The 25743-nt window shown below is 74.5% G+C and carries 22 protein-coding genes; 11 read left to right on the top strand and 11 right to left on the bottom strand.

The genetic code is table 11. The annotated features are described in order from the left end of the window. Window positions 1-3: 3 nt before the first annotated feature. Window positions 4-2841 (bottom strand): poly(A) polymerase, encoded by a 2838-nt coding sequence (locus tag ACFW2G_RS00725; protein WP_384444676.1) that lies wholly within the window; start codon window positions 2839-2841, stop codon window positions 4-6. Next, the gene (locus tag ACFW2G_RS00720) at window positions 2828-4618 is read right to left on the bottom strand and encodes an RNA ligase family protein (RefSeq protein ID WP_384445010.1); all 1791 of its coding nucleotides are present in this window, start codon (window positions 4616-4618) and stop codon (window positions 2828-2830) included. Before ACFW2G_RS00720 ends, ACFW2G_RS00725 begins: the two co-directional genes overlap by 14 nt. Window positions 4619-5450: 832 nt before the next feature. Between ACFW2G_RS00720 and ACFW2G_RS00715 the strand changes: the two genes are divergently transcribed. Genes ACFW2G_RS00715 through ACFW2G_RS00705 form a run of 3 tightly spaced genes read left to right on the top strand, consistent with a single transcriptional unit; the run spans window position 5451 to window position 8955 of the window. After that, window positions 5451-7127 (top strand): FAD-dependent oxidoreductase, encoded by a 1677-nt coding sequence (locus tag ACFW2G_RS00715; protein WP_384580184.1) that lies wholly within the window; start codon window positions 5451-5453, stop codon window positions 7125-7127. Beyond that, window positions 7124-8605 (top strand): ATP-binding protein, encoded by a 1482-nt coding sequence (locus ACFW2G_RS00710; RefSeq protein ID WP_037922048.1) that lies wholly within the window; start codon window positions 7124-7126, stop codon window positions 8603-8605. The genes ACFW2G_RS00715 and ACFW2G_RS00710 overlap by 4 nt, the downstream gene beginning before the upstream one ends. Then, window positions 8602-8955: a UBP-type zinc finger domain-containing protein gene (locus tag ACFW2G_RS00705; protein ID WP_037922050.1), complete on the top strand. Its 354-nt coding sequence runs from the start codon at window positions 8602-8604 to the stop codon at window positions 8953-8955. Before ACFW2G_RS00710 ends, ACFW2G_RS00705 begins: the two co-directional genes overlap by 4 nt. Before the next feature lie 18 nt (window positions 8956-8973). Here ACFW2G_RS00705 and ACFW2G_RS00700 read toward each other — a convergent pair whose 3' ends face one another. Both ACFW2G_RS00700 and ACFW2G_RS00695 read right to left on the bottom strand, forming a co-directional pair. Next, window positions 8974-9897, bottom strand: a complete 924-nt coding sequence (locus ACFW2G_RS00700; RefSeq protein ID WP_384444672.1) for a helix-turn-helix domain-containing protein — start codon at window positions 9895-9897, stop codon at window positions 8974-8976. Between the two features lie 452 nt (window positions 9898-10349). After that, a complete protein-coding gene (locus tag ACFW2G_RS00695; RefSeq protein WP_384580186.1) occupies window positions 10350-11510 on the bottom strand; it encodes a DUF418 domain-containing protein in 1161 nt (386 codons plus the stop codon). Between the two features lie 320 nt (window positions 11511-11830). Here ACFW2G_RS00695 and ACFW2G_RS00690 point away from each other — a divergent pair, with 320 nt between their 5' ends. The 3 genes from ACFW2G_RS00690 (at window position 11831) to ACFW2G_RS00680 (ending at window position 14328) form a co-directional block, all read left to right on the top strand. Further along, window positions 11831-12856, top strand: coding sequence for an NUDIX domain-containing protein (locus tag ACFW2G_RS00690; protein ID WP_384580188.1), 1026 nt, complete (start codon window positions 11831-11833; stop codon window positions 12854-12856). A gap of 77 nt (window positions 12857-12933) precedes the next feature. After that, window positions 12934-13446 (top strand): SRPBCC domain-containing protein, encoded by a 513-nt coding sequence (locus tag ACFW2G_RS00685; protein WP_384444666.1) that lies wholly within the window; start codon window positions 12934-12936, stop codon window positions 13444-13446. Between the two features lie 396 nt (window positions 13447-13842). Further along, window positions 13843-14328, top strand: a complete 486-nt coding sequence (locus ACFW2G_RS00680; RefSeq protein WP_384580191.1) for a hypothetical protein — start codon at window positions 13843-13845, stop codon at window positions 14326-14328. A 145-nt stretch (window positions 14329-14473) separates the two neighbouring features. On the opposite strand, the gene ACFW2G_RS00675 is transcribed toward ACFW2G_RS00680, so the two are convergent. Then, on the bottom strand, window positions 14474-15961 hold the full coding sequence (locus ACFW2G_RS00675; protein WP_384580193.1) for a DEAD/DEAH box helicase: 1488 nt from the start codon (window positions 15959-15961) through the stop codon (window positions 14474-14476). Window positions 15962-16340: 379 nt separating this feature from the next. On the opposite strand from ACFW2G_RS00675, the gene ACFW2G_RS00670 reads away from it, so the two are divergent. Then, window positions 16341-16544 (top strand): cold-shock protein, encoded by a 204-nt coding sequence (locus ACFW2G_RS00670; RefSeq protein WP_037922057.1) that lies wholly within the window; start codon window positions 16341-16343, stop codon window positions 16542-16544. A 70-nt stretch (window positions 16545-16614) separates the two neighbouring features. Here the strand turns inward: ACFW2G_RS00670 and ACFW2G_RS00665 are convergent, their stop codons facing one another. The 3 genes from ACFW2G_RS00665 to ACFW2G_RS00655 form a co-directional block, all read right to left on the bottom strand. Beyond that, the gene (locus ACFW2G_RS00665; RefSeq protein WP_384580195.1) at window positions 16615-17190 is read right to left on the bottom strand and encodes a TetR/AcrR family transcriptional regulator; all 576 of its coding nucleotides are present in this window, start codon (window positions 17188-17190) and stop codon (window positions 16615-16617) included. Then, entirely contained in the window at window positions 17187-17540 is a 354-nt protein-coding gene (locus tag ACFW2G_RS00660) for a DUF1304 domain-containing protein (RefSeq protein ID WP_384444659.1), read from the bottom strand. The genes ACFW2G_RS00665 and ACFW2G_RS00660 overlap by 4 nt, the downstream gene beginning before the upstream one ends. Before the next feature lie 380 nt (window positions 17541-17920). After that, window positions 17921-18259, bottom strand: a complete 339-nt coding sequence (locus ACFW2G_RS00655; protein WP_037922082.1) for a co-chaperone YbbN — start codon at window positions 18257-18259, stop codon at window positions 17921-17923. Window positions 18260-18374: 115 nt separating this feature from the next. Between ACFW2G_RS00655 and ACFW2G_RS00650 the strand changes: the two genes are divergently transcribed. The 3 genes from ACFW2G_RS00650 to ACFW2G_RS00640 all read left to right on the top strand — a co-directional run bounded on the left by ACFW2G_RS00650 (window position 18375) and on the right by ACFW2G_RS00640 (window position 20480). Further along, on the top strand, window positions 18375-18644 hold the full coding sequence (locus ACFW2G_RS00650) for a hypothetical protein (RefSeq protein ID WP_384580197.1): 270 nt from the start codon (window positions 18375-18377) through the stop codon (window positions 18642-18644). Window positions 18645-18821: 177 nt separating this feature from the next. Further along, complete coding sequence (locus ACFW2G_RS00645) at window positions 18822-19178, top strand: YciI family protein (protein WP_037922085.1); 357 nt, start codon at window positions 18822-18824, stop codon at window positions 19176-19178. A gap of 81 nt (window positions 19179-19259) precedes the next feature. Next, complete coding sequence (locus ACFW2G_RS00640; RefSeq protein WP_037922087.1) at window positions 19260-20480, top strand: RNA polymerase sigma factor; 1221 nt, start codon at window positions 19260-19262, stop codon at window positions 20478-20480. Between the two features lie 23 nt (window positions 20481-20503). Here ACFW2G_RS00640 and ACFW2G_RS00635 read toward each other — a convergent pair whose 3' ends face one another. The 3 genes from ACFW2G_RS00635 to ACFW2G_RS00625 form a co-directional block, all read right to left on the bottom strand. After that, entirely contained in the window at window positions 20504-21985 is a 1482-nt protein-coding gene (locus ACFW2G_RS00635; RefSeq protein WP_384444656.1) for a condensation domain-containing protein, read from the bottom strand. Window positions 21986-22252: 267 nt separating this feature from the next. Further along, window positions 22253-23728, bottom strand: a complete 1476-nt coding sequence (locus tag ACFW2G_RS00630; RefSeq protein WP_384580199.1) for a hypothetical protein — start codon at window positions 23726-23728, stop codon at window positions 22253-22255. A 74-nt stretch (window positions 23729-23802) separates the two neighbouring features. Further along, entirely contained in the window at window positions 23803-24735 is a 933-nt protein-coding gene (locus tag ACFW2G_RS00625; RefSeq protein ID WP_384580201.1) for a LysR family transcriptional regulator, read from the bottom strand. Between the two features lie 71 nt (window positions 24736-24806). On the opposite strand from ACFW2G_RS00625, the gene ACFW2G_RS00620 reads away from it, so the two are divergent. Beyond that, complete coding sequence (locus ACFW2G_RS00620) at window positions 24807-25736, top strand: NAD-dependent epimerase/dehydratase family protein (RefSeq protein WP_384580203.1); 930 nt, start codon at window positions 24807-24809, stop codon at window positions 25734-25736. Window positions 25737-25743 lie beyond the last annotated feature (7 nt).

Here is a 25743-nt window from a genome sequence, read left to right as displayed (position 1 = left end):
GGTTCAGGCGACCAGGTCCGGTACCTCACCGCCCGCCGCCCAGGACACCTCCACCCCGCGCAGACCCGCCCGCCAGCGGTCGGCGACTTTGGCCAGCCGCGCGGAGTCCGGCGGAGCGGCGCCCAGGCCGATCGCGTACCGAGCGAGGCCCGGCCCGGACTCGAACGGGCGGGGCCAGGCGTGCACCCCGGTGACACCGGCTTCCTCCAGCGCACCGAGGAGCGCCCGCAGCCGCCCGCGCACCCGTCCCCGCACCTCCTCGAACTCCGCCTCGGCCGCCCGCACGGTCACCACCGCCCAGGCCGCGTGCCGGTGGTGCGGCGCGGGGGCGGCCGAGGCCAGGGCGTCCACCTCCAGCCCCGACTCCAGCAGTTCCCAGGCCCCGTACAACTCCTGCACCAGGAAGTCCCGCAGGCCTGGTGTCACTTGGGCGGTGCAACTGCGCACCGGTTCGGAAGGGGTGAGGACCGTGACCGGATCCGGCCCCGCGGCGGACACCCCCAACGCGACGGGCTCGCGCCAGTCCCAGGCGGCCCACCGCCCGAAGAACTCCCGCACCAGGTCGTCGGCCGGCAGGACCCCCGCCTCCCGGACCGTGCGCGCCGCGAGGACCGACCAGGCCAGCCCCGGCAGGCCCCCGAACGGCGCCGAGTCCAGACCCCTGGCCCGCGCCCACGCCTTCACCCGCCGCGCGAGCCCGGCGAACGCGGCATGCCCGGCGCCGACTGCCTCCCGTACGGCGTCCGCGTCGCTCACCGCGCTCAGCGCGACGGCGGCCGCCTCACCCAGCTCCCCGCGCCGCGCCACCGCCAGCGCCGGGTCGAGGCCGCCGGTGGGGACCACCGCCAGGTCCACGGACAGGGTCCCGACGCACAGGCGCAGGCCCGGCACCCGGGCGCCCGTCACCTCGCGCAGCCCACGGGCACGCGGCAGCGCGGCCGCCACCCGGTCACGCACCAGGGCAACGTCAACGGTCCCCGGCAGCGCCGCCACCAGGTCCAGATCTGCCCCCGGAAGCTCGCAGCCCATCCGGCGCGAGCCGGCCACGTGCACGCGCGCGCCGGGCAGCGCGGCGCCGATCCGCGCCACCACCGCATCGGCGTGGTCGGACCCGCCTTCGGGCCGGGGCCCGGGCAAGGGCTCCGAAGCGCGGCGGACCTCACCCGTCCCCAGCGTCACCACCGCCCGCACCCGCATCGGTCCGTCCCCGCGCCGCGAGAGCACGGCGAGCTCCCCGACCCGCGCGGACACCGCCCCGCCCAGCCTCGCCGCGAACTCCCGGGCCGCCCGCTGCGGGTCGCCGCTGCGCCCCAGCGTCAGGTGCGGGGTGTAGCCCCCGGGCCCGTCGGAGCGCCCGCGGCAGCCGGGAAAGCGGTCCTCCAGCGCTCGCCGGAGCTCCTGCCACGGCGCCTCACCACCAGCCGCCGGGTCCAGCCAGAGGGTGGCCTCCTCGCGGTGGCCGAAGCTGTGCACCCCCTCCAGCCGGACGTCGAACGGAGCGGTCCCCGCAGCGACGTCGGCCAGCAGCGGGACGGCCTCGCCGAAGGAGGACTCCGGTACGAAGCCGAAGAGCAGGTTCACGTGTGCGGGCCAGCGCCCCTGCGCCGGGTCGTGTGCGCGGCGCACCTCCCGTACCGCCTCCGGAAGGCGGGGCGGCAGCCACGCGACGGCCGTCCGCACCGTCGCCGGTACGTCGAGCCGCGCCGGTCCCGCGCCGGGCGACCCGAACTCCACCGTCGCCTCCACGCCGAAGTGGTCGGAGACGAACAGCCCATCGGGGGCCGGGGTGGCGCCGCGCAGCGCCGCCCGCGTCACCCGGGCCGGGGTCGGGCCCAGCAGGATCCGGTCCAGCCGGGCGGCGCGCCCCGACAGGGAACCCACCGCGGCCAGCGGATTGACCGCCGGGTCGAAGGTCGGTGTGGCGTCCGCCGTCCCGTGCACCTCGCACCAGGCGTCCCGCATGCCGAGCGCGGGTGCGGGCCCCTCGACCCCGTGGCGGCCGTCGTTGAAGTCGCCCAGCAGGGCGACACCGGCTTCGACACCGCCCAGGCCCTCCGCGAGCCGGGCCAGTTCGGCCTCCCGCCGCCCGGCCCCGTTCTCGCTGTGGTCGCTGGTCAGGTGGGTCGCGGCCACCACCAGCGGTCCGGCAGCGGTATCCACCGCCACAGCGGTGACCGCCTTGTGCGGACGCAGGGCGTGCAGGCCCGCCTCGCGCACCGGCAGCCGGCTCAGCACCAGCAGTCCGTACGCGGCGACGTCCCGGCCGCCGGGATCCGTGCCCAGCGTGAACCCGGCCCGCACCCACGGAGCCGCCAGCAGCATGCCGAGCAACTCCGGCTCGACCTCCTGGAGGGCGATCACGTCGGCGTCCGCGGCGGCCAGGTCGTCCAGCAGGAGCGGTCTGCGCCGGGCCGTGGCGATGCGCGGCGCGTCGTAGCGGTCCCACAGGGTGTTCCAGGTCAGCAGGCGCACCGAGGCCGGCGCCGCCGCGGCGTCCACGGGAGCGGCCGGGGCGGGCCGCCACCCGCCGCCGCCCGCCGGATCCCACGCGTACGGGGTCCGCGCGGTGAAGAAGGGGGCCCGCAGCAGGCGCGGGTCACGGACCCGGCCCGCCCCGGTCGCATCAATCAGGTCCACACCGGTGGCCCGGTCCCACACCAGCTCGCCGTCGGCCTCGACGAACAGCACCCGGTGCCAGGGGATGTCCCCGCCGGGCACGAAGGAGGGCAGCGGGACCCGCTTGGGCGCCGCCCCGCGCTGGAGCACGCCGAACACGAACCGCGCCGGATCGAACCGCGGGTCCCAGCGGACCTGGTGGTAGAGCTGCTCACTGGTGCGCATCGCAACCCCCGCCCGCCGTGACCGCGCCGGGAGCGAGGCCCCCGGCCGTGTCCTCCACGTTGCCGCCCGCGCCGACGTACCACGTACGGTGCGCCCGGCCCGCGTACGGCGGGCTGAACCGGTGCAGCTGCGAGGCCAGCACCTGCGCCGGCACCGGGTGCGGGCGCACGCCGTTGCGGCGCTCCAGCTCCCCCTCCTCGACCAGCACCACGGCCTGGGTGACCAGCGCGCCGCGGCGGTGCGCGACCGCACCGACCGGCCCGCGCTGCTGCTCGGTGAGCGAGGTGGCGTCCCACACCACCGTCCCGCCGCGGGCCAGGGCGGCATCGAGCCGGCCCAGGCCCTCGCGCAGCACGTCCGCGTTGGCCCGCTGGTCCGCACGTGAGCCCCGGGCGGCGCGCAGGTCGTCGAGGCAGACGTACGCGTCCACGCCGGGCAGGCCGCGGCCGAAGGTGCTCTTCCCGCTGCCTGAGGGGCCGCACAGCTGCACCAGCCGGGGAAACGATCCGCCGCGCCACTGCCACGTCGCCGCCACGGCCTCCTCCACCGCCGTTCCGGAGATCCTGCCGTCCGCGAACGCGCGTCGGGCCTCCGCCCAGCAGCGGTCGGCCGCGGCCGCCTCCAGCCCGGCGAGCGGCTCACGCAGTGCCTCGCGCAGGCACTCCAGCGGATCCGGGCCGCCCAGCAGCTCCGCCTCCGCGGCCCACAGCGCGGACCATTCCACGCACTCGCGCGCGCCGGGTCCGTCGGCCAGTGCCCCGGCGAGTGCGTGCAGCACGCCGAGATCGGCCGCCGCGGCCAACCGTACGAGCCCGGCCCGCCGGTCGGCGTCGGGGAACGGCCTCTGGAGGCGGGGGTACAGCCCGAGCAGGTCGCCGACGCGCCGGGCGAGCGCCATTCCGGCCGGTCCGGCCGCGAGCCGCGCCGCGACCCGGGCACGCGGTTCGCGGCGCAGCACCGCGGCCAGCACCCCGGCCAGCCGGTCCTCGCCGGTCTTCCCCGACGCGTCGATCCGGGCGGTGGCCTCCGCCACCTCGGCCCCCGCCTCCGCACCGGGTCTCGCCCCGGTGCCCGCAGCCGCGGATCCGGGCGGGCCGACGGCGGCCGACAGGGCCGCGACATCCGGCTCGGCGCCGGAACGCACCGCCCACAACGGGGCCGCCCTCCCGAGCCCGTTGGGCACGACCTGCGCGTGCATCCAGTGCGTGTCGGTCTGCACATGACCGGCCCGCACCCACTTGGCCACGCACCGCCCGAAGTCCGCACGGTCGAAACCGGCGGCCGTGCGCACGACGTAGCCCTCCTGCCGGGCGGTGTCCAGCCTCAGCCTGCGCAGCGCGCGTTCATCGAAGGTGCCGCGCCACAGCACCCGCGGGGAGGGCACACCCAGGCCGTGCAGAAATCGCACGGTCCGGTCCCAGTCGAGACAGCGCTCCCCGTCCCACACCGAGAATCCGTAGAACCAGCTGTCCAGGTCCTCGTACGGGATCGAGTGCCGGGCGTAGAGGTTCTCCCCGCACACCCGCCATCCCGCCGGAATACCGGGGCCGATCCGCCCCTGGAGGCCCTTGACCCAGGCCCGTGAGGGGTGGTGGCCCGAGTCGAGCGAGCGGGCGTGCAGCCCGTCGGCGTACAGGGTGGTGTTCTCCCCGTCGAGCTTCTCGGTGACCACGACCTCCCGGCCGGTCAGCCCCGCGGACCCGACGGCCCGGACGTCGTCCGCCGCGGCCCCCGGCGACCAGGGAAGATGGGGCGTACGAGGATAGTGGGTGCGCATGATCCGCTCCGGCTCGACGACGTGGTGCGCCGTCACTTTAGGTATGCGCGAGCGGGTGGATCCAGCCAATTCAGCGGCAGAGCGCCACGATGGCCGGTGACACCGTGCCCCTGGCCGCCTCGCACAGTGCGGTCATGTCGTACGAACGCCCCGTGGCGGGACGGGACGCGGGCGGCACCGCCGGCTGCGGGCGGGCCTTCCCCCGGGCCGCTGGCTTCGCCGGTTTCACCGTTCTCACGGACCTGGGCGGCTTCGCCCTGCGCGGCGGGCGCACGGGCCGGTGCGGCGCGGACGCCCGCAGGGACGCGGCTCTGTCCGACTCCGACTCCGATTCCGGCTCAGGCGCTGGCGCCGGTTCCGTGCCCGTCACCGCCGGCAGCCGCCCCAACGGCAGGGCGGCAGCGGTGGGTTCACGCGGCAGGCCGCGACTCCCGGCGGCCGGCTGCGGAGTGTCCGGTGAGGTGACGGGCGCGGGACGCACCGTCACGCATCCGGAGGCCATGACGAGCGCGGCAAGGGTCAGGGGCAGGGCCCGGCGCAGCTGCATCCGACCACCCTGCCGTACCGGCGGCGCGCGGACCGCGCCGATCACACGGTCGGGTGACGGTGCTCCCAGGACCCGGAACCCTGCGGAGACCGCTCCTGCACCCCCGTCCCGTGCGCCCGGCGTGCACCGGGCACACACGCTCCGTGGCGCCCGGCCGCCACGCGGGGCGACCGGGGCGGCCGGCACGGGCATCCGGAGCGGAACCGGACGATCGAACATACGATGGGCGGGAACCGGCGCGGGCGGCTCACCGCCCAGCCGGACCGGGACGCCCCTGGGAGACGCATGACACAGGCCGCCGAACCTGCGCGGACCGTCATCCTGACCGTGGACGACGATCCCGGGGTCTCCCGTGCCGTGGCCCGCGACCTGAGGCGTCACTACGGCGCCGGCTACCGGATCGTGCGTGCCGAGTCCGGCGAGTCCGCGCTGGAGGCGCTGCACGAGCTGAAACTGCGCGGCGACCTGGTGGCGGTCATCCTCGCCGACTACCGCATGCCGCGGATGAACGGCATCGAGTTCCTGGAACAGGCCCTGAGCGTGTATCCGGGCGCACGGCGCGTGCTGCTGACCGCCTACGCCGACACCCACGCGGCGATCGACGCGATCAACGTCGTCGACCTCGACCACTACCTGCTCAAGCCCTGGGATCCGCCCGAGGAGAAGCTCTACCCGGTCGTCGACGACCTGCTCACCGCCTGGCGCGCCGGCGACCACCGCCCGGTCCCCGCCACCAAGGTCGTCGGCCACCGCTGGTCGGCCCGATCCTCGCAGGTGCGGGACTTCCTGGCCCGCAACCAGGTGCCGTACCGCTGGTACTCCTGTGACGAGCCGGAGGGACGGCGGCTGCTGGAGGCGGCGGGGGCCGACGGACAGCGGCTGCCCCTGGTCGTCACCCCCGAGTGCACGGTGCTCATCGAGCCCGAGGCGGCCGATCTGGCCGCCCACGTGGGGCTCGCGACGACACCGGCCGCGGACTTCTACGACCTCGTCGTGATCGGCGGCGGCCCGGCCGGCTTGGGCGCGGCGGTGTACGGGGCCTCCGAGGGGCTGCGGACCCTGTTGGTCGAGCGGTCGGCGACCGGCGGCCAGGCCGGGCAGAGCTCCCGCATCGAGAACTACCTCGGCTTCCCCGACGGCGTGTCCGGGGCCCAGCTCACCGAACGCGCCCGCCGCCAGGCCGGCAGGTTCGGCGCCGAGATCCTCACCGCCCGGGAGGTCACGGGACTTGAGGCCAACGGTCCCGCGCGCGTCGTCCGCTTCTCCGACGGCTCGTCCGTCGCCGCGCACAGCGTGATCCTCGCGACCGGCGTCTCCTACCGGCAGCTGCCGGCACCGGGCTGCGACGAACTCACCGGCCGCGGCGTGTACTACGGCTCGTCGCTGACCGAGGCCGCCTCCTGCCAAGGACACGACGTGTACATCGTGGGCGGCGCCAACTCGGCCGGCCAGGCGGCGATGTACCTGTCCCGGGGCGCGCAGTCGGTGACACTGCTGGTGCGCGGGGAGTCGCTGACGGCGTCGATGTCGTACTACCTGATCCAGCAGATCGAGGGGGCGCCTAACATCTCGGTGCGCACCCGGACCGTCGTCGGGGCCGCGCACGGCGAGGACCACCTGGAGCGGCTGGCGCTGTACGACACCGCCACCGGTGCGACGGAACTCGTCGACGCCCAGTGGATGTTCGTCTTCATCGGCGCGGCCCCGCTGACCGACTGGCTGGACGGCACGGTGCTGCGCGATGACCGCGGGTTCATCCTGGCCGGCCCCGACCTCACCCCTGACGGTCGGCCGCCCGCGGAGTGGCCGCTGGACCGGCCGCCCTACCACCTGGAGACCAACATTCCCGGCGTGTTCGTCGCCGGCGACGCGCGGGCCCGGTCCGCGAAACGCGTCGCTTCCGCGGTCGGAGAGGGAGCCATGGCCGTGATGCTCGCCCACCGCTACCTGGAGCAGTCATGAGCGGGCCGGACACGCACTGCGACCCGCGGGAGATCGCCTCGCTGTTCCTGTTCGAGAAGCTGACCCCGCAGCAGCTCGGGCAGTTGTGCTCCGAGGGCCGGGTGGAGCGTTTCGCCGCCGGCCCCGTGTACACCGAGGGCGACCCCGCGACCTGCTTCTACGTGATGATCGAGGGCACCGTCGTCCTCTCCCGCCGGGTGGGTGCCGACGACGTCGAGGTGAGCCGGACCTCGCAGCGCGGCGTGTATGCCGGAGCCATGCAGGCCTACCTGGGCGAACGGGTGCCCCAGACGTACACCAACTCGATGCGGGTCACCGAGCCGACCCGGTTCTTCGTACTGCCCGCGCAGGCGTTCTCGGACTTCATGCGGGAGTGGTTCCCGATGGCCGCGCACCTGCTGGAGGGGCTCTTCTTCGGCGCGAGAAACACCCAGCGGGCCATCGGGCAGCGGGAGCGGCTGCTGGCTCTCGGATCGTTGTCCGCCGGTCTCACCCACGAGCTCAACAACCCGGCCGCGGCAGCCGTGCGGGCCACCGCGACCCTGCGCGAACGCGTCGGCAAGATGCGCCACAAGCTCGCCGTCATCGCACAGGGCCACTACTCCCGCGAGGCGATCGCCGATCTCATCGACGTCCAGGAACGCACGGTGGAACGCGTCGCGAAGGCGGTCGCGCTCAGCCCGCTGGAGGCCTCCGACCGGGAGGACGAGCTCGCCGACTGGCTCGACGGCCACGGCATCGCGGAGGGCTGGCGGATCGCACCGACCTTCGTCCAGGCCGGACTGGACGCGGCCTGGCTCGACCAGGTCGCGGCGGCCGTGGACGAGGACATCCTGCCGGGAGCCATCGGCTGGCTCAACTACTCGGTCGAGACCGAGTTGCTGATGGACGAGATCGACGACTCCACCGCCCGCATCTCCCACCTCGTCGACGCCGCCAAACAGTACGCGCAGCTCGACCGGGCCCCCACCCGGGTGGTCGACGTCCACGAACTCCTCGACAGCACCCTGCTGATGCTGTCCGGCAAGATCGGCCCCCGGGTGCGGGTGGTCAAGGACTACGACCGCTCCCTGCCGGAGGTGCCCGCCTACCCGGCCGAGCTCAACCAGGTGTGGACCAACCTCATCGACAACGCCGTCTTCGCCATCGCCGGCACCGGCCGGGACGGCACCCTGACGGTCCGCACGGCACGCGAGGGGGACCGGCTGCTGGTGGAGTTCCGGGACACCGGCACCGGTGTCCCGGCCGACATCCGCGGCCGCATCTTCGACCCCTTCTTCACCACCAAGCCGGTCGGCGAGGGCACCGGTCTCGGCCTGGACATCTCCTGGCGCATCGTGGTCAACAAGCACCACGGCAGCCTCCAGGTCGAGTCCGTGCCCGGCGACACCCGCTTCCAGGTGCTGCTGCCGCTGACCGCACCGGACCCGGACCCGGACAACGCGCCCGGAACCGAGACAGCCCAGGAGCCCGCATGACCGCAATCAAGGGGATCGACCCGACTGTCCCGCCGACCGGCGCCGGCTGCACCGACTGCGACGCGGTGGGCGGCTGGTGGTTCCACCTGCGTCGCTGCGCCCAGTGCGGGCACGTCGGCTGCTGCGACTCCTCGCCCGCCCGGCACGCCACCGCCCACTGGAAGTCCACCGGACACCCGCTGGTGCAGAGCTTCGAGCCGGGCGAGGAGTGGTTCTGGGACTACGACGGCGACGAGATGTACGCGTCCGGGCCCGCGCTGGCCCCGCCGGGTGAACGCCCCGCGGACCAGCCGGCCCCAGGCCCGGCCGGCCGGGTGCCGCCGGACTGGACGCGGCGACTGCACCGCTGACCCGCCCGGCGCCGACCGCTACGGGCGGCCGTGGCGGCGCAGGGCGGCGGGCGTGGTGCCGTACCAGCGCTGGACGGCCCGGCGCAGGGCCCGGGCGTCGGCGTAGCCGCTGCGGGCGGCGATCGCGTCGATACCCAGGTCGGTGGTGTGGAGCAGCTGTGAGACGTGCTCCCGGCGTACGGCCTCGGCCTCGGCGCTCCACGTGGTGCCGTGTTCGTCGAGGCGGCGCTGAAGGGTGCGCGGGCTGACGGCCATACGCCGCGCGACGGTGGACAGGGTCGGAGTGCCCTCGGCCTGGACGGAGGTGAGCGCGCTGCGGAAGAGGTCCAGCCAGTCGCGCAGCGGGACGGCGGTGGCGAGGGTGTGGTCGGCGTGCCGGCGGAGTACGGCGGACAGCCCGGGTTGGGCGTGCGGTGCCGGGGCGGTCAGGTCGCCGGTGCGCAGGGTGATTGAGCTGATCGGCGCCCCGAACTCGATGCTGCGGGTGCCGTAGAGCTCGATGAGCGGCTCGTGCCGGCGGGGCGGCTCGGCGGCCAGGGACACGCGGAGGGGAACCAGGCGCCGCTGCGCGGCCGCGCTCAGCCGGCGCAGGTACAGGCCGAGGGCGCAGGCGCGGACGGCGCAGGCCGCCTCGTGGGCCAGATCGGCCCGGTTGAGGTGGTTGAGGGTGACCCTGCCGGCGTCCTCGGTGATCGCGAGCGTGTCCGTGCCGGTGTCGACGACGGCGGCGAGGTAGCGCGCGGCGTCCCGGATGCCTTCGAGCGGAGTGGGCGCGGAGGTGATCAGGTAGTCCCACACCCCGAGCGTCCCGATGTCCGCCTGCTGGGCCAGCAGCAGGGCCACTTCGGGCCAGGGGGCGTGGACGGTCGCCAGTTCCGCGATGCGGATGCTCGTGACGGCCGGGGGCCGGTACCGGTCGTCGTGGAGGTGCTCGGGCGCCATGCCCAAAAGGTGGGCGTACCCGGTGGGGGGTATCCCGAGCGTCCGCGCAGCACTGACGTTCAGGCGGGCGAGAGCGGAGGACGTTGTCCCCTGGTGAGCATGCGAGACCACAGGGGGTGAGCATAGACCAGCCCGAAATGCCAGCTCATCGCCGCGTTTTGGGTCCCGATGTCCGTCATTCGGCGCGCCGGGTCCCCCCGTGGCGCGTTCGGTCCCCTTGCTGACGTCCGCTGCCATGGGCCGGGTATCCCTCCACGCCCTAGCTTTGTGATCGTTCTCGCGGCGCCCGGCACCCGGAGGCGCACGGAGATCCCGTCCGGTTGGAGTCCCCCCACGGGGGTGGGGGGCTCGGACCCACGGATACGAGGGAGCCGACGTGCCGGCCCCGGCCCGGATCGATCCGGTCACCGGCCACCTCTGGTACGGACCCGAACAGCTCGACGCGTCCCGGTCTAGGCGCGGCCGCCCACCCGCGTGGCCAGCCGCAGGGCGTGTTCCACCGGGCCGCGGCGCAGCGGGCTGTCGGCCCAGATCCGCTGCCAGGCCCACGACAGGACGAGCGCCGCCCCGCTGAAGGCGATCCACGCCGACCAGGATGCGGCACCGTGGGCCGGGCCGGCCAGCACCAGCGCGTGGGCGACGTACGCGCTCAGCGCCATCGCCCCCAGTACCGCCAGCGGCCGCAGCAGCCGGGCGCCGACCGCGTGCCGCGCGGCCAGGGCGCACAGGCCGATGAGGGCGCAGCCGACCCCCGCGTTGCCGAGGGTTTCCAACGGGGTCTGGCTGTAGGGGTCGGCCAGCAGCAGCCAGTGCCAGGACGTGCTCGGCACGGCGCCGAACTGGCCGCCCAGCACCTCCCGCACCGGGTCCGCGGCGGCCGACGCCTCCGGATGATGGACGGCGATCGCCTCCAGCAGCCGCTGCCGAGTGCCGAACACACGGGTGGCCAGCCAGGCCGACCCGTACCCGGCGACCGCGGCCGCCGTCCCCCACAGCGCCATCCGCCGGGCCATCACGCGCCGGCGCACGTCGCACAGCCGGGCGAGGGCCATTCCGGCCAGGACGTACGGGAAGTACGTGGCCAGGGGGTACGCCCCGGTCAGCAGCAGCTCGCACACGGCCGTGCCCAGTCCGGGCCAGCTGGTCAGATCCGCGGCCTCGGGGACCAGGCCGCGCCCGGAGGACCCGTACCCGAAGAGCGGGCCCAGCGCGAACGACAGCAGCGGCCCCGCCACGACCGACGCGCCCGCCACCGCGGTCAGCACCGGGGTGGAGAGCCGGGTGAACGGCTCGGCCGCCAGGAAGTACACGGCGAAGAAGGCGAGGATGACCAGGATCCCCGGCCACAAGGAGGCCAGGAGCAGGCCGAGCAGGGCCAGGACGGCGCAGCGGATCAGCAGGGGCCGCCACCGCGACGCCCAGCCCTCGGGGCGCCGCGCCGGGTCCGTGCCGCGCTGCGCGAGGACCAGGGAGAAGCCCGCGAGGAGGGTGAAGAGCGCAGGCGCCCGCCCGTCGGCCGCGACGAGGAGGTAGCCGGCGCCCTCGGGCCTCGGGCCGGGACCCACATGCACGGCGAACATGCCGAGGACGGCGATGCCGCGCACCGCGTCCACGCCGGCCAGCCGGCCGGAGCCGCCGTCCGGCCCGCGCCCCTCCGCCCCGTTCCCGGCACTGGCTCCGATGCCTGTCCCGGGCCCGGTCCCTGCCGCTGTCCCCGCCACTGCCGTTCCCGCTCCGCCCCGAAGTTGGTCGGACCGGCGGTGTTCATGCCGCCAGTCCGCTCCGGCACCGTACCAACGACGGCGTAACCCGTTCATAAGGACGTACGGGGCGGCGCCGCGGTCGCCCGGCTACGGCCCGGCGCCCGGCGTAACCCGCGGGCCGTGCCCGCTGTTGCACAGGCGACGGGTCCAACCAGGTGAACGGAGTCCCGATGCCGCAGCTGACCGACCACAGCGCGACCGACGAGCGTGAGTGCGCCGCGGGGACCTGGATGACCCCGGAGGACTACGGCGCCTCGCGCGCCGCGCTCTGGACCGCGGCCGTCGTCCTGGTGACCGACACCGACGGCCGGATCCTCGTACAGAGCGTGGACTACCGCTCCGACCGGCTGCTCCCCGGCGGGGCGGTCGACGCGGGTGAGGCGCCGTCCGCCGCGGCCGCCCGGGAGCTGCGCGAGGAGCTCGGCGTCGACGGCCGCTACCCGCGCGGCCTGGCCGTCGACTGGATCCCCGCCGACACCCCCGGCTTCCCGCCGGAGATGCGCTTCCCCGGCGAGGTCCTGCACGTCTACGACGGCGGGACCTGGACACCGGAGCGGATCGAAGCCGTCCGCCTCCCGGCGCAGGAGATCACCGGCATCCACTTCGCCGAGCCCGCCGACCTGCCGGCCCTGATGGACCCCGGCGACGCCCGCCGCGCCCTGTCCGCCCTGCGCGCCCGCATCAACGGATGCGGCGCCGCGCTGCTGGAGGACGGCCGCCCCACCGCGCCGACCGCCCTCGACCGGCTCGGTGTGCTCAGCACCCGGCGGATCCCGCAGCACGGTGGCTGGCACCGCGGGCCGGTCCCCGCCGAACTGCCGGTACGGGACCTCTCCGCCTGGCTGTTCGCCCCCGACGGCAGGGTGCTGCTCCTGATCGCCCGGGGCACCGGCACGGCCCACCTCCCGCCCCCGAACACCCCGGCCGCCACGGGCTCGGCCCCGCTCGGCTACCGGTACGGAGAGGAGGGCGCCCATGCCCGCGTTGCGGCCCGCCTCACCGGCCTCCCGCCGGCCGCGGACCCGGCGTACGCCCGGCTGCTCGCCACTCCCGAACAGGTCCGCGAGCTCAGCGACTGGGGCCCGGCCGGTACGGACGAGCTCACCGCGGTCCACGAGGCCCGGGCCCGGCTGGGCCTCCCCGCCCCCGCCCGCACCCCGCTGGTGGAGGTCCCCGAGGTGGGCGTGCGCTGGTGACCCGGGGCGGGGCCGCCCGCCGTCGCCGTGACCGGGAAATCCGCCGTCCGCGGACCACGGTCCCGCAGCATGGGGCCATGAGCGACGACAGCGCGATCACCTACACCCTCTACGTCCAGGCCGATCCGTCCAGGGTCTGGCAGGCCCTCACCGACCCGGCCCTCACCCGCCGGTACTGGGGCCTGAGCTTCGAGACCGACTGGGCGGTGGGGTCGGCGATGGACTGGGTCGAGCGGGGGGCCCGCACCAGCGACCCCGGACAACTGGTCCTCGGCTGCGTCCCGGACCGCTTGCTGTCCTACACCTGGCACACCTTCAGTCCGCAGTGGGCGGCCGCCGTCGGGATCGGCGAGGAGCTGCGGTCGGAGCTGGCGAAGGAGCCCCGTACGAAGGTGACGTACGAGATCGAGCCGGTCGGCGACACCCTCGCCCGGCTGACGATCCGCCACGAGGGATTCGAGCCGGGCGGCACCCTGATGGGCATGTGCCGCCAGGCCTGGCCGATGCTCGCGTCGAGCCTCAAGACCCTGCTGGAGACCGGGGCGGCGCTCCCCGGCCCCGGCCCCGGCCCGGGGCAGGGGCAGGTCTGAGGCGCACCGCTCCTCCGCCCCTCCCGAACGCTGCTCGACGCCTCGGCCGAAAGGCTCCGCCCGCCGCCGCCGGCGGCACGGTCCCGGTGCCGCGCTGGTCGGTGCCCCGCGTACCACCACCGCTCCGCCGCCCGGCGGCCCGCCGCGGGAACGCCGGGGAGCCGGCGCACAGGGCGGGATCCCGTCAACCGGTGCTCCGAGAGCGCCGGAAGGCACCCTGGCCACCGGCCGAGCGCGGTGATCGTGTGGAATGGATGCCATGCGGACAGGCAAGGAACAGCGGCGAGCCGACACCGGCACGCCGGCGGGCGTGCCCGCCATACCGGCGGGCACGGGCCCGGCCGGGACCGACACGGGTGCCGGCCCGACGGCGCGCGCCGGCCAGGGAGCCTCCCGATGAGCCTGCCCGGCCCCGACACGCCTCCCGAGCACTGGCGCTACGCCCGCCACCTGGAGTCCCTGGCCGCGGTGCCGTGCGGCGATGCCCAGGCCGAGGCCGAGGTGGTGACCGCGGTACTGGGCGACCCCGACCGGGTGATGGCCGAGAGCGCGGTGGTCACCCACCTCGACCGCCGGGCCGCGGCCCTGCTCGCCGACGATAGGTACACCGTCTGGGCGCGGGCCATGTCCGGGGTTCTCGCCGGCCGGGTCTTCCCCGAGCGCAGGCTGCGGGAGTGGAGCCTGCTCACGGCGGTCACCCGTGGCGAGCCCTGGTCCGCGGCCGATCTGACCGGCGCCTCCGACTGGTGCCAGCGCACCGCGGTTCGGCTGCTCACCTGTCACGAGGCGTTGGAGCTGCTGGCCGCCGGGGCCCGCACCCGGCGGGTCCGCAATGCTGCCGCCGAGCGTCTTCGCCGGCGCACCGTCCCCTCGTCGCGGTGACCGTCGTGGCCCGGCGGCCCGGGCCCTGACGCCGAAGCCCTGACCGACCCGAGGCGTCCGGCACCACCCTGCGCCGGGCGCCGTCCGCTGCGGAACGCATCCGACCGCGCTGACCGAGCTGACCGCGCTGACCGGGCGCGTGCCCTCAGATGCCGCGGCGCACCCGGGCGGCACGGCGCGCCTCGGCCTGCTGACGGGCCTCCAACGTCTTGCGGGATTCCTTGCCCTTGCCGGGCCGACCCGGCCGCGTGCCGATGCCGCGGAATCCGAGCTCCGTACCCGACGGCCGGCCCTTGGCATCGGTCGGCGCCGAGCCGGCCAGCGGCACTCCGGACGGGGCCTTCGCGCCGGTGATCCGGCTGAGCGCGGCCTCACCGGAGCGCACCTGCGTGATCGTCGGCCGGATCCGGGCGTCGGACAGCAGCCGCACCATGTCCCGGCGCTGGTTGGGGGTGACGAGGGTGACGACCCGGCCGGACTCCCCGGCCCTGGCGGTCCGGCCGCCGCGGTGCAGGTAGTCCTTGTGGTCGGCGGGCGGATCGACGTTGACGACGAGGTCGAGGTCGTCGATGTGGATCCCGCGCGCTGCGACGTTCGTCGCGACCAGTACGGTGACCGCTCCGGACTTGAACTGGGCCAGGGTGCGGGTGCGCTGCGGCTGCGACTTGCCGCTGTGCAGGCCCTCCGCCCGTACGCCCATCGCCCGCAGGTGCTTCACGAACTGGTCGACGCCGTGCTTGGTGTCGAGGAACATCAGCACCCGGTTGTCGCGGGCCGCGATCTCCGTCGCCGCCGAGATCTTGTCGGCGGCGTGGATGTGCAGGACGTGGTGGTCCATCGTCGTCACCGCGCCCGCCTGCGGGTCGACGGACGACGAGACCGGGTCCTTGAGGTAGCGGCGCACCAGCTGGTCGACATTGCGGTCCAGGGTCGCGGAGAAGAGCATCCGCTGGCCCGCGTGGTGCACCTGGTCCAGGATTTCCGTGACCTGCGGCATGAAGCCCATGTCGCACATCTGGTCGGCCTCGTCGAGCACGGTGATCCGCACCCGCTCCAGGTGCACGTCGCGCCGCCCGACCAGGTCGCTGAGCCGTCCGGGGGTGGCCACGACGACCTCCGCTCCGGCTCGCAGGGCGCTCACCTGCCGGCCGATCGACAGTCCGCCGACCACCGTGGCCATCCGCAGCCGCAGGGCCGCCGCGTAGGGCTGGAGTGCCTCGGTCACCTGCTGGGCCAGCTCGCGCGTCGGTACGAGGACCAGCGCCAGCGGGCGCTTGGGATCGGCCTGCCGTCCCGCCGTGCGCGCCAGTAGGGCCAGGCCGAATGCCAGGGTCTTGCCGGAGCCGGTCCGCCCGCGCCCGAGGACGTCGCGCCCGGCGAGGGCGTTCGGGAGGGTCGCTGCCTGGATCGGGAACGGCTGGGTGACCGACAGGGAGGTCATGGTCTCCACCAGCTCCACGGGCAGGTCGAGCTCGGAGAACGACTCCACCGGCGGCAGCGCCGGCGACTTCGGCTCGGGCATCGCGAACTCGCCCTGTGGCCCGATGTTCCGGGGGGCCTTGGTACCGGTTCGGGAACCGGCCTTGGCGCCACCCTTCACACCGAAGCGGCCATGAGCTGACGGGTTCCTCATGCAGGACCTTTCGAGGCGGGGGAGAAGAAGGAAAGGAGGTGGTCAACCGCCCATGGTACCAGCGGGGGGCCGGGCCGCTGGGGCGTCCGGCCGCCCCTCCGAGCCGCCCCGGCCGCGCGGGCGGGGCAGCTCGGGACCGGAGGGCCGTGACATCGCGGCCCGCGCGGGGTGCACCGGCGGTCCTGGCTGCCGGGGGTGGGGCGCCCGATCCCGTGCCGGGCGGGCCGACTCCCCCGTATCGCGGACAAGGCGACCACACGTGCGAACGTGCGACGCGCCCCGGTTGGCCGCGTCCGGCGTGTGCCGCGGGGGGCGGTTGGGCAGGATTGAGGCGGCCGCGTGTGCGGCCCGCAGTGGACCGTTGTGAAGGATCAGCAAGATGGCAACAGGTGTCGTGAAGTGGTTCAACTCGGAGAAGGGGTTCGGCTTCATCCAGCAGGACGACGGCGGTCCTGACGTGTTCGTGCACTTCTCGGCGATCCAGACCCAGGGGTTCAAGTCGCTGGACGAGAACGCGCAGGTCGAATACACCGTCACGCAGGGTCCGAAGGGCCCCCAGGCGGAGAACGTGGTCCCCCTCTAGCCACCGCCACGAGCTGTGCCGTGAACGAGGCCCCGCCGGTCCGCCGGCGGGGCCTTCCGCGTCCTGGGCCCTATGATCCGGCCGGTACCGCCCGGTGCAGGGCCAGGAGCAGCAGCCACAGGTGATCCGCCAGGGCGGCCGGATCCGCCGGGATCTCCTCGTGCAGCCAGTCCGCGAGGATCCCGGTGAAGGCCGCGGCGACCGCGGAGGCGACGAGCTCGGGCTGGGGTGCACCCACCGCGACGCGCTCGTCGCGGGCGCGAGCGCGCAGCTCCCGGTGCAGGCGGTCGCCGAGGGGGCCGCCGCCGCCCGGAAGGAGCAGCGTGCGGTAGAGCTGCGCCCGGCCGGCCGCTCCCGTCAGGAAATCGGCCAGCGCGGCCGGGGGCCGTGCCGGGGGGAGCGCGCCGGGGCCGGTCTGCCAGGCGTGTAGGGCGTCGACGGCCGCGTGGACGACGTCCGCGCACGCGTCGACGGCGAGCGCGGTGAGGTCCTCGTAGTGCAGGTAGAAGGTGGCCCGCCCGACGCCGGCCCCGCGGACCACCGCCGAGACGCTGACCTCCGACAGGGGCCGCCCGGCGCATGCGGCCAGCAGGCTGTCCCGCAGCCGGCCCTTCGTCCGGGCCGTCCGCGGATCCTCCGGACTCACGCGGCCAGCAGTGCGGCGCCGAGCGCGAGGGCGCCCGGTAGGGCCTGGACGAAGAGGATCCTGCGGTGGGCGGTCGCCGCCCCGAACACGCCGGCCACGATCACGCAGACGAGGAAGAACACCTGTGTGGCCAGCGAGTCGGTGACCAGCCCCCAGACCAGGCCGGCGGCGAGGAAGCCGTTGTAGAGGCCCTGGTTGGCGGCGAGCGGCGCGGTCAGTTGGGCGGTGTCCGCGTCGAAGCCGTGCAGTGACCGCCCCGGTGGACGCTGCCACAGGAACATCTCCAGGACCAGGAAGTACGCGTGCAGCGCGGCCACGAGGCCGATCAGGATCCAAGCGACCGTCTGCATGGCCGCCTCCAGTTCTGGGGGAGGATGGGGGTGGGCAACTTCCTGGACAACTGTACAGGAAGTCGTGGTGCTGTCAGGGGGAAACGCGACCGGGTGGGGTCCCCCGCCCGGCACGCCCCCTTCCGTGAGCCGTCCGGCCTCGGAGAGCCGGTTCGTACGGTCCGCCCGGATCCGGCACCCCACGCCGCGACCCGGCGGGCGTCCGTCGGCGTGTGCGCCACCCGGGTGGAGCACACGCCGGTCCCGGAACGGAGGAGCCGTCGCCCTCTGCTCCCGGAGCGTGTTGCGAAAGTCCCGCCCGCCCCGGGGCGCCCGGCACGCCCGCCCCAGCCGTGCCCTGCGGTGCACCGTCCCCGCCGAGAGCGGAGCGCGGCCGGCGGTCAGAGGTGGGCGTCGAGGAAGGCCCGGAACTCCTCCAGGTCCATCGGGCCCGGCCGGCTCGCCACCACCTCGCCGTTCGCGATGAGCACGGCCGTCGGCGCTCCCGTCACGCCGTAGCGCTTGGTCGGCCCCGGGCAGCGGGTGATGTCGGTGCGCACGGCGGTGAACCGCGTCCCGTACTCCCGAACCAGCCGGGCGACGACCGTGTCCATCGCACGGCAGGCCTCCACCGCCTTCGGCCAGGTGCCGCAGAAATAGGCGAGGACGGGCCCCGTCGTCATCGACAGGACGAAGTCGAACTCCTCGTCCTCCTGTGGCCGGTGCACCCCGTGTGCCATGCGTGTCGCTCCTCGCTCGTGCGCCCCTCCGCCGGGAGCGCGGCCCCCATCATCGCCGCCGGTCGGGCGGACGGCCGCCGGGCCGTTGTCAGTGCCTCCTGTGAAGCTGATCGACATGGACGACAGGATGCTCCGGCGCCGGGTCTACGGCGCCGACCACGAGGACCCCGACCCCGGCCCGCGCCCCGGCCGCGCCTACGGCGAGCTGGTCGGCGGGCCGCTCGACGGCCTCCTCCTGGACATCACGGGCTGGAGCGCGCCCCAGCTGGACGAAGAAGCCTGCCTCCCCACCGAGATAGGGCGGTACGGGGCGGGCGGGCGCGCCCACTACCGCCGCCGCGCAGGAGATCCGGGCCACTGGGACTGGACCGGCGACAGCCGCTGACCCGCCACCGGTCTGCGGCCGCCCCCGCCGCCCCGGACGCCGGGTGGCGGCCTCCCGGTGGCCGTCGCGGAAAATTCCTCGAAGGATCTTCCGAGAGCTGTCGATCCGGGCGCCTCCCGTTCGACGTAAGGGTGAAAGGCGGGGAAGGGCCCCGCCGACCGCGACCGAGGAGCCACCATGCCGCGCTTCCTGACGATGATCCGCATCGACGAGAAGGACCTTCCCCCGGGCGAGTTCCCGCCCGAGTTCGAGCAGCGCATGGGCGCCCTGCTGGAGGAGATCACCAAGGCCGGGGTCCTGCTCGACACCGCCGGACTGCTGCCCACATCCGAGGGCACCCGCCTCAGCTGGTCCGGCGGGAAGATCAGCTACACGGACGGCCCGTTCACCGAGACCAAGGAGGTCGTCGGCGGCTACTCCCTCAGCCAGTGCAAGGACAAGGCCGAGGCGATCGAGTGGACCCGGCGCTTCCTGGAGATCCACCCGGCGGACTGGAACGTCAGTGCCGAGGTCCGGGAGATCCAGGAGATGTGATCCGGGAGGGGCGATCGCGCCCGCTCGTGCCGCATTTGCCCTGCCTCGTCACGGCTGCTCTGATGGGTGGCCGTGACGGCAGTGGATGCGGCCCGGGCGGTCGAAACGGTGTTCAGGATCGAGTCGGCGCGGATCATCGCCGGTGTCACGCGCATCGTGCGGGACGTCGGCATCGCCGAGGAGATCGCACAGGACGCCCTCGTCACCGCACTGGAGCAATGGCCGGAGTCGGGTGTCCCGGAGCGTCCGGGCGCCTGGCTCATGGCGACCGCCAAGCGCCGTGCGATCGACCTGGTCCGCCGCAAGGAGACCTACGCGCGCAAACTCGCCGAGGTCGGCCGCACCCTGCAGGACGAGCCGCCGCCCGCCGAACCGGCCGAACCCGGCGACATCGACGACGACCTGCTGCGCCTGATCTTCACCGCCTGCCACCCCGTCCTCGCCACCGAGGCCCGCATCGCCCTCACCCTCCGCCTGGTCGGCGGACTGACGACCCAGGAGATCGCCCGCGCCTTCCTCGCCGCGGAGAGCACCGTCGCCCAGCGCATCGTGCGCGCCAAACGGACCCTGGCCAAGGCCGCCGTACCCTTCGAAGTCCCCTATGGCGCCGACCGCCAGGCACGACTCTCCTCGGTCCTGGAGGTCATCTACCTGGTTTTCAACGAGGGCTATGCGGCCACCTCCGGCGACGACCTCGTGCGGCCCGCCCTCTGCGAGGACGCCCTGCGCCTGGCCCGCGTCCTGACAGCCCTCATGCCCCAGGAGGGCGAGGCGCACGGCCTCGCCGCGCTGCTGGAGTTCCAGGCGTCCCGCATCTCCACCCGCACCGGCCCCGACGGCGAACCGGTGCTGCTCGCCGACCAGAACCGGGCCCGGTGGAACCGCCTGCTCATCGCCAGGGGCGCCCGGGCGATGGGCCGCGCCGGCAGCGGCCCGTACTCCCTCCAGGCCGCGATCGCCGGCTGCCACGCGGCGGCCGTCCGCTACGAGGACACCGACTGGGCCAGGATCGCCGTCCTCTACGGACGCCTGGTCCAGTTGACCCCGTCACCGGTCGTGGAACTCAACCGGGCCGTGGCGGTCTCGATGGCCGACGGACCGGCGGTCGCCCTGCCACTCGTCGACGCCCTGACCCGAGAACCGGCCCTGAACTCCTACCACTTGCTGCCGAGCGTCCGGGGCGACCTGCTGGAGCGCCTCGGACGGCCGGGGGAGGCGCGGGCCGAGTTCGAACGCGCGGCCTCGCTGACCCGCAACGAGCGGGAACGCGCCCTGCTCCTGCGGCGCGCCGCCCGCCTCTGATCCGCGTCCCGGGCGGGCCGGGCTCAGCCGCGGCGCGCGAAGGCGGCCACGTCCAGCGGGGTCTTCCGTACCGGCCGGCGCTGCGCGGTCAGGGCGACGGGCCGGCGGAAACCACCGGTGCGGGCGACCTCCTGGACCGTCAGGCGCAGCGCCTCCTGGAAGTCGCGCATGGTCCGCCGGGCCGCCGGGGTGTCGACGTAGATGGAGTTCATGTGCAGCCCGTCCGTGTCGCGCTGGAACCACGAGCACGCGCCGTTGGCCCGCGCCGACCACACATGGGTGGTCGGCCGCCAGTCGTCGTGCCGCTCGGCGCCAGGGCACTTGCGCATGTCGATGTACGAGAAGAAGTTCACCGGGTACGGCCAGGAGCGGGCGGCGAACTCCTCGGGCGCCAGCAGCTCCCACGCCCGCACGAACGGAACGTCGAGATGGGTCATCATCTCGCCGAAACCGGCCCGGACGGAGGCCATCACTTGGGTGAAGTCCCGGCCGGGCGAGGCATCGAACTCGATGGGAAGCGTGTTGACGAACCAGCCCACCGAGTTCGTCCAGGTGCTCCGGCCGCGCTCGCTGACCGGCATGAAGCCCCGGTAGACGCCCGGCCCGCCGGCTTCGCGCAGACACACGGCCACCGAGCCGAGAACGCCCATGAACGGCTTGCCGCCGACGGCCAGGCAGGTCTTCTCGAAGACCTCCGCCTCACCGGCGTCCAGCAGCATCGACGCCTCGTTGACGATGGGGTACATCCGGCCCCGCTCCACGCCGAGGTCGAGGGGAAAGCGCGGGAAGAACTCGCCTTCGGGCCCCATGAAGGACTTCCAGTAGTCCAGACGGCCGTCGCGGGCGTCGATGGACAGGTAGCGGCGGCGCTGCTCCTCGGCGAAGTCGAGATAGCTGGGCGCGGGCGGCAGTGCGACGGCCTCGCCCCGGCACAGACCCTCGTAGGCGGTGAGCACCTCGCGGGCGACGATGGGCATCGACATGCCGTCGCAGACGATGTGGTCGAAGGCCAGGTAGACGGTCGCCGAGTCCTCGCGGACCACCGCACCCATGATGAACAGAGGCCAGGACAGGGTGTCGATGCTCCGCTTGAACCGTTCCACGAGGAAGCCGCTCAGAGCCCCGGCGTCCTCGAAGGTGCCCACCGTGGTGGCGTCCAGGCTGAGCGTATCGGGGGCGTAGGGCTCGCAGGCCACCTCGCCGGCCAGCCGCCGGAACGCACAGCGCAGGACCTCGTGCCGCTGGACGAAGGAGAGCAGCGCCCGGGCCAGGGCCCGTTCGTCCAGCGGCCCGGTCACCTCGAAGGTGACCGCGACCCAGGACGCGACGGGGTCGTCGGCGGCCCGGCTCTCCTCGGCGACGGTGAAGTGCTTGTCCTGGTTGAAGGACGCCTTCCGGCTCGCCGGATCACCCGGACCGTCAGCCTCCGCCACGGTGGACCTGAGCTGCCACTCGACCACCCTGCCGGGTGCCACGTGGTGCGTCTCCAGAGGAAATTGCCGCATACCGTCATCCCTTCGCCCCCGAGTCAACCCCCAGGCCCCTAACGACCCCCGGCCCGGGGAGGTGACGGAATCACCCGTGCGGGGCGGGCGGCCGGGTGGCGGAGGCGGTCCGCCGGCGCAGTGCGGCCTCGAAGAGCGTTCTGCCCTCGATCCCCCCGCCCGACGGTCCGTCGGGACGCCGCCCGCGGCCCCGAACCTCCTCTATCAGGGGCCGGACGGCGAGCGCGCCCCGGCGCACAGCCGGGCCGGACACCTGCGAAGGGGCCGTCACGGCACCCGTCGCGCCATCACGGCCGGCGGCAGCGCGGGGTTGGCGGCCGCGGCCTCCACCACCGCCGGGTCCGGATCGTCGAGCAGTCCGACCACGACCGCTGCCGGGAGCGCCGGATGGGCGGCGGCGCGGACCCGCCACTTCCTGTCGGCCAGGCAGGGCAGCAGCGCGTCGGCCGTCGCGTTGGGGTGCGAGGCGATCTCCCGCAACGCCCCTCGTACCGGCGGATCGTGGCGGGCCAGCTCCGCCAGCAGGTCCCCGGGCGCATCCGGGTTGGCCGCGACCCGCGCGATGACCTGTGCGCCGTGCAGCGACACCATGGCCCGCAGCCGCTCCGGTGACAGCCCCGGATGTGGGGCCACGGCCTTGGCCACCGAGGCGTCCGGATCGGCGGCGAGCCGGTCGCGCAACTCCGGCGGCAGATCGTGCCGGTGCGCCACGAGCATCCGTACGCGCCCCTGTGTCGAACCGGCCGCCTCCGCGAGCTCCTCCGGGGTCGCGGCACAGATCCGTGGCAGCGGATGCGGACCCAGGCGGGTGGTGCCGGTCAGCTGGGCCAGCACGTCGAGCGGAACCCCGGGGTGTCGCGCCACTGATTGCCGTACGTCGTCGTAGGCGTCGGTGGCCAGCATCCGGCTCGCCTCCGCACCGGTACCCGGGTTCCGTACGACCGCGGCCCGTACCCGGGGCACGGGGACACCGGCGAGGTGGGCGTATGCCTCCGCCGAGAGGCCGGGATGCTCGGCGACGGCCCACCGCAGCAGCACCGAGGAATGCTCGGCGAAGGTCGCCACGGCCTCCGGGGGAGCAGCCGGATTGGACAGGACCCGTTGCCAGGTGCCATGGACGGTCGAGCCGTGCGTCCCGTCACATGTGGCGTCGGCCGGCAGCTCGCAGGCGGCGTCGGGGCAGTGGGGATCGTGCGTGAAGGGGATCTCCCTGCTGTCGCACACCGAGCAGGAGCGGGCGGGCGGCAGACCGTCTCCGGTGAGCAGCGCTGCCAGCGCGGCGGGTGACACGGCCTCGTTGGCGGCCACCGCCCGCCGGACCTCGGCGTGCGGGTGCCGCGCCAGGCGGTCCGCGACCGGTGTGGACCTCGTCCACAGGGCGAGTTCGGCGGCCACTTCCGGGTCCGGGTCGCAGGCCAGTGCGTTTTCGACGTCCGCGGGCAGCCCGGGGCAGGCGGCGAGCCGCCCCCGCAGGGAGGGGTCGGGATCCACGGCGAACCGACGGGCCCACGCGGGGAGCCCGCAGCCCTCGTCGAGGAGGGCGAGGGCCGCGAGCGGCCAGACGGCCGGGTCGACGTCGGCGGCCTTCAGATGTCCCGCACGTGCCAGCAGCGCGGCTGTGTCCTCGTCGAGTGCGGCCAGGGACGCGACCTGTACGGGGTCGAGGTCGATGCGCTCGGACAGGCGCTGGACCAGCCAGTCGGTGAGATGCCCGGCGGAGCCCGACGGCGCGGGCACCGCCACGGCAAGAGCGACCAGCCGGTCGACCAGCGGCGACGGCAGCGCGGGGTTGGCGGCGAGGCCGCACAGGAGGGGGTTCAGGGACGGGCTCCGGTCCGTGCGGCGGCGGCGGTGGTGTCGGTTGCCGCCGCCGCGAGGGCATCGGCCAGAGCTTCGGCACCGGCGCTCGCCGGGCGCCGACGGGGCAGGACCAGGCCGATGTGCCGGGCGGGACGAGGGGGTTCGACGCGCACCGTGACCGCGTCCGCGGCGCCGGCCAGCGCGACCTGCGGGACGAGGCAGACCCCGACGCCCGCCGCGACCAGCGTCTGGGCGAAGAAGTAGTCGGTGGTGGACGCCCCCACGCGCAGCTCGAATCCGGCGAGTTCCGCGTAGCGGCGCAGGAATGCCTCCGTCTTGAGACAGCCCAGGACCCACCGGTCGCCGGACAGCTCACCGAGGTCCGCCGAGTCCCGCCCGGCCAGGCGGTGGCCGGGCGGCAGGACCAACCACAGCGGATCCTCCATCAGCGGCCGCCAGCCGAGGCCCGGACGCGTGCCCGGCTGCACCGGCGGCGGCCCGTCGAAGTGATAGGCCAGCGCGAGATCGGCCGCACCGCAGCGCACCATCGGCACGGCGTCCTCCGGCTCGCTCTCCAGTACCGTCAGCTCCACTTCCGGATGCGCCTGCACGAATCGGGAGAGCGCTGACGGCAGCAGGCGCCGGCCCCCGCTGCCGAAGGTGGCGACGGTCAGCCGCGGCCGATCCTGCGCCAGCCGGTCGATCGCCCGGCGCACCTGGTCCAGTTCGGCGGAGATCGTCTCCGCCGCCTCCACCAGCAGCCGCCCGGGCTCCGTCAGCGTGACACCGCGCGTGCTGCGCACCGCCACCGGGTGGCCAAGGGTGCGCTCCAGCGCCGCGACGTGCTGGGAGACGGCCGACGGGGTCAGCAGCAGGGCCCCGGCCGCCTTGTTGAAGCTGCCGTGCTCGGCCACCGCCCGCAGGACGCGCAACCGCTGCACATCGATCATCAGTTTTCCTTACGACCGGTTCAGTCGATGGTCGGTTCCGCTGGGGACGATACAGCGCGAGAGTCGGAGCCATGAAGCGGATTCTTGTCATCGGCGGTAGCCGATACTTCGGAAAGTCACTGGTCACGCGCCTGCGCGACGAGGGCAACACGGTCACGGTCCTCAACCGGGGCTCCAGCGCCCCGCCCCCGGGAGTCTCCCGGCTCCTCGCCGACCGCGACGACGAGGACGCGCTGCGCGCGGCCCTGGCCCGGCGCGACTTCGACGTGGTCGTCGACCAGGTCTGCTACACGCCCGTCCAGGCCGCCGTCGCCCGCCGGGTGTTCGCCGGGAGGGCCGGGCGCTACGTGATGACCTCGACGATGGAGGTCTACGACCCGGCCACGCTCCCCACCGGCTCCGCGCCGCACACCGTGCCCGTCGCCGAGGACCACCTGGACCCCACACGCCCGCCGCACGCGCTGCCGGAGCGGTCGAGCCGCCCCATGCCGTCCGAAGCCCACGCCTACGCGGAGGGCAAACGGTCGGCCGAGGCCGTCTTCCTGCGCGAACCGCCCTTCCCGTACGTCAGCGTCCGGACCGCGCACGTTCTCGGCGGAGGCCGGGCGGAGTTCACCGGGCGCCTCGCCCACTATGTGCAGCGGATCGGCGCCGGCACCCCGGTGGACGTCCACGCGACCCCGTACGGCACCTCCTTCATCCACCACCTGGAGATGGCCGCCTTCCTCCACTGGACGGTGCGGCAGACCTTCACCGGGCCCGTCAACGCAGCCTCGCACGGCGCCCCGGACGTCCTCGGGCTCTGCGCGGCGGTCGCCGAACGACTCGGACGACGGCCCAGGTACCGGGTGGTCGCCGCCGGTGAGGAGGCCTCACCCTTCTCCTTCGACCGTGCCTACGCCATGGACAACGGTCGGGCCGCGGCCCTGGGGTTCGCCTTCGGCCGGGTCGCCGACTGGCTGCCCGGCGCGGTGGAGGAGACCGCACGCGCCACCGCCTGACGAGGCT

The sequence above is a fragment of the Streptomyces sp. NPDC058880 genome (genome assembly GCF_042742535.1).
Classification (GTDB): Bacteria; Actinomycetota; Actinomycetes; order Streptomycetales; family Streptomycetaceae; genus Streptomyces.
This window is presented reverse-complemented; position numbering and strand designations above follow the sequence as displayed.

What these genes read in the sequence shown, in the direction of transcription:
- ACFW2G_RS00725 (WP_384444676.1), bottom strand. Translation starts at nt 2,841, where the DNA reads ATGCGCACCAGTGAGCAGCTCTACCACCAGGTCCGCTGGGACCCGCGG.
- ACFW2G_RS00720 (WP_384445010.1), bottom strand. Translation starts at nt 4,618, where the DNA reads ATGCGCACCCACTATCCTCGTACGCCCCATCTTCCCTGGTCGCCGGGG.
- ACFW2G_RS00715 (WP_384580184.1), top strand. Translation starts at nt 5,451, where the DNA reads ATGACACAGGCCGCCGAACCTGCGCGGACCGTCATCCTGACCGTGGAC.
- ACFW2G_RS00710 (WP_037922048.1), top strand. Translation starts at nt 7,124, where the DNA reads ATGAGCGGGCCGGACACGCACTGCGACCCGCGGGAGATCGCCTCGCTG.
- ACFW2G_RS00705 (WP_037922050.1), top strand. Translation starts at nt 8,602, where the DNA reads ATGACCGCAATCAAGGGGATCGACCCGACTGTCCCGCCGACCGGCGCC.
- ACFW2G_RS00700 (WP_384444672.1), bottom strand. Translation starts at nt 9,897, where the DNA reads ATGGCGCCCGAGCACCTCCACGACGACCGGTACCGGCCCCCGGCCGTC.
- ACFW2G_RS00690 (WP_384580188.1), top strand. Translation starts at nt 11,831, where the DNA reads ATGCCGCAGCTGACCGACCACAGCGCGACCGACGAGCGTGAGTGCGCC.
- ACFW2G_RS00685 (WP_384444666.1), top strand. Translation starts at nt 12,934, where the DNA reads ATGAGCGACGACAGCGCGATCACCTACACCCTCTACGTCCAGGCCGAT.
- ACFW2G_RS00680 (WP_384580191.1), top strand. Translation starts at nt 13,843, where the DNA reads ATGAGCCTGCCCGGCCCCGACACGCCTCCCGAGCACTGGCGCTACGCC.
- ACFW2G_RS00675 (WP_384580193.1), bottom strand. Translation starts at nt 15,961, where the DNA reads ATGAGGAACCCGTCAGCTCATGGCCGCTTCGGTGTGAAGGGTGGCGCC.
- ACFW2G_RS00670 (WP_037922057.1), top strand. Translation starts at nt 16,341, where the DNA reads ATGGCAACAGGTGTCGTGAAGTGGTTCAACTCGGAGAAGGGGTTCGGC.
- ACFW2G_RS00660 (WP_384444659.1), bottom strand. Translation starts at nt 17,540, where the DNA reads ATGCAGACGGTCGCTTGGATCCTGATCGGCCTCGTGGCCGCGCTGCAC.
- ACFW2G_RS00655 (WP_037922082.1), bottom strand. Translation starts at nt 18,259, where the DNA reads ATGGCACACGGGGTGCACCGGCCACAGGAGGACGAGGAGTTCGACTTC.
- ACFW2G_RS00650 (WP_384580197.1), top strand. Translation starts at nt 18,375, where the DNA reads ATGGACGACAGGATGCTCCGGCGCCGGGTCTACGGCGCCGACCACGAG.
- ACFW2G_RS00645 (WP_037922085.1), top strand. Translation starts at nt 18,822, where the DNA reads ATGCCGCGCTTCCTGACGATGATCCGCATCGACGAGAAGGACCTTCCC.
- ACFW2G_RS00635 (WP_384444656.1), bottom strand. Translation starts at nt 21,985, where the DNA reads ATGCGGCAATTTCCTCTGGAGACGCACCACGTGGCACCCGGCAGGGTG.
- ACFW2G_RS00625 (WP_384580201.1), bottom strand. Translation starts at nt 24,735, where the DNA reads ATGATCGATGTGCAGCGGTTGCGCGTCCTGCGGGCGGTGGCCGAGCAC.
- ACFW2G_RS00620 (WP_384580203.1), top strand. Translation starts at nt 24,807, where the DNA reads ATGAAGCGGATTCTTGTCATCGGCGGTAGCCGATACTTCGGAAAGTCA.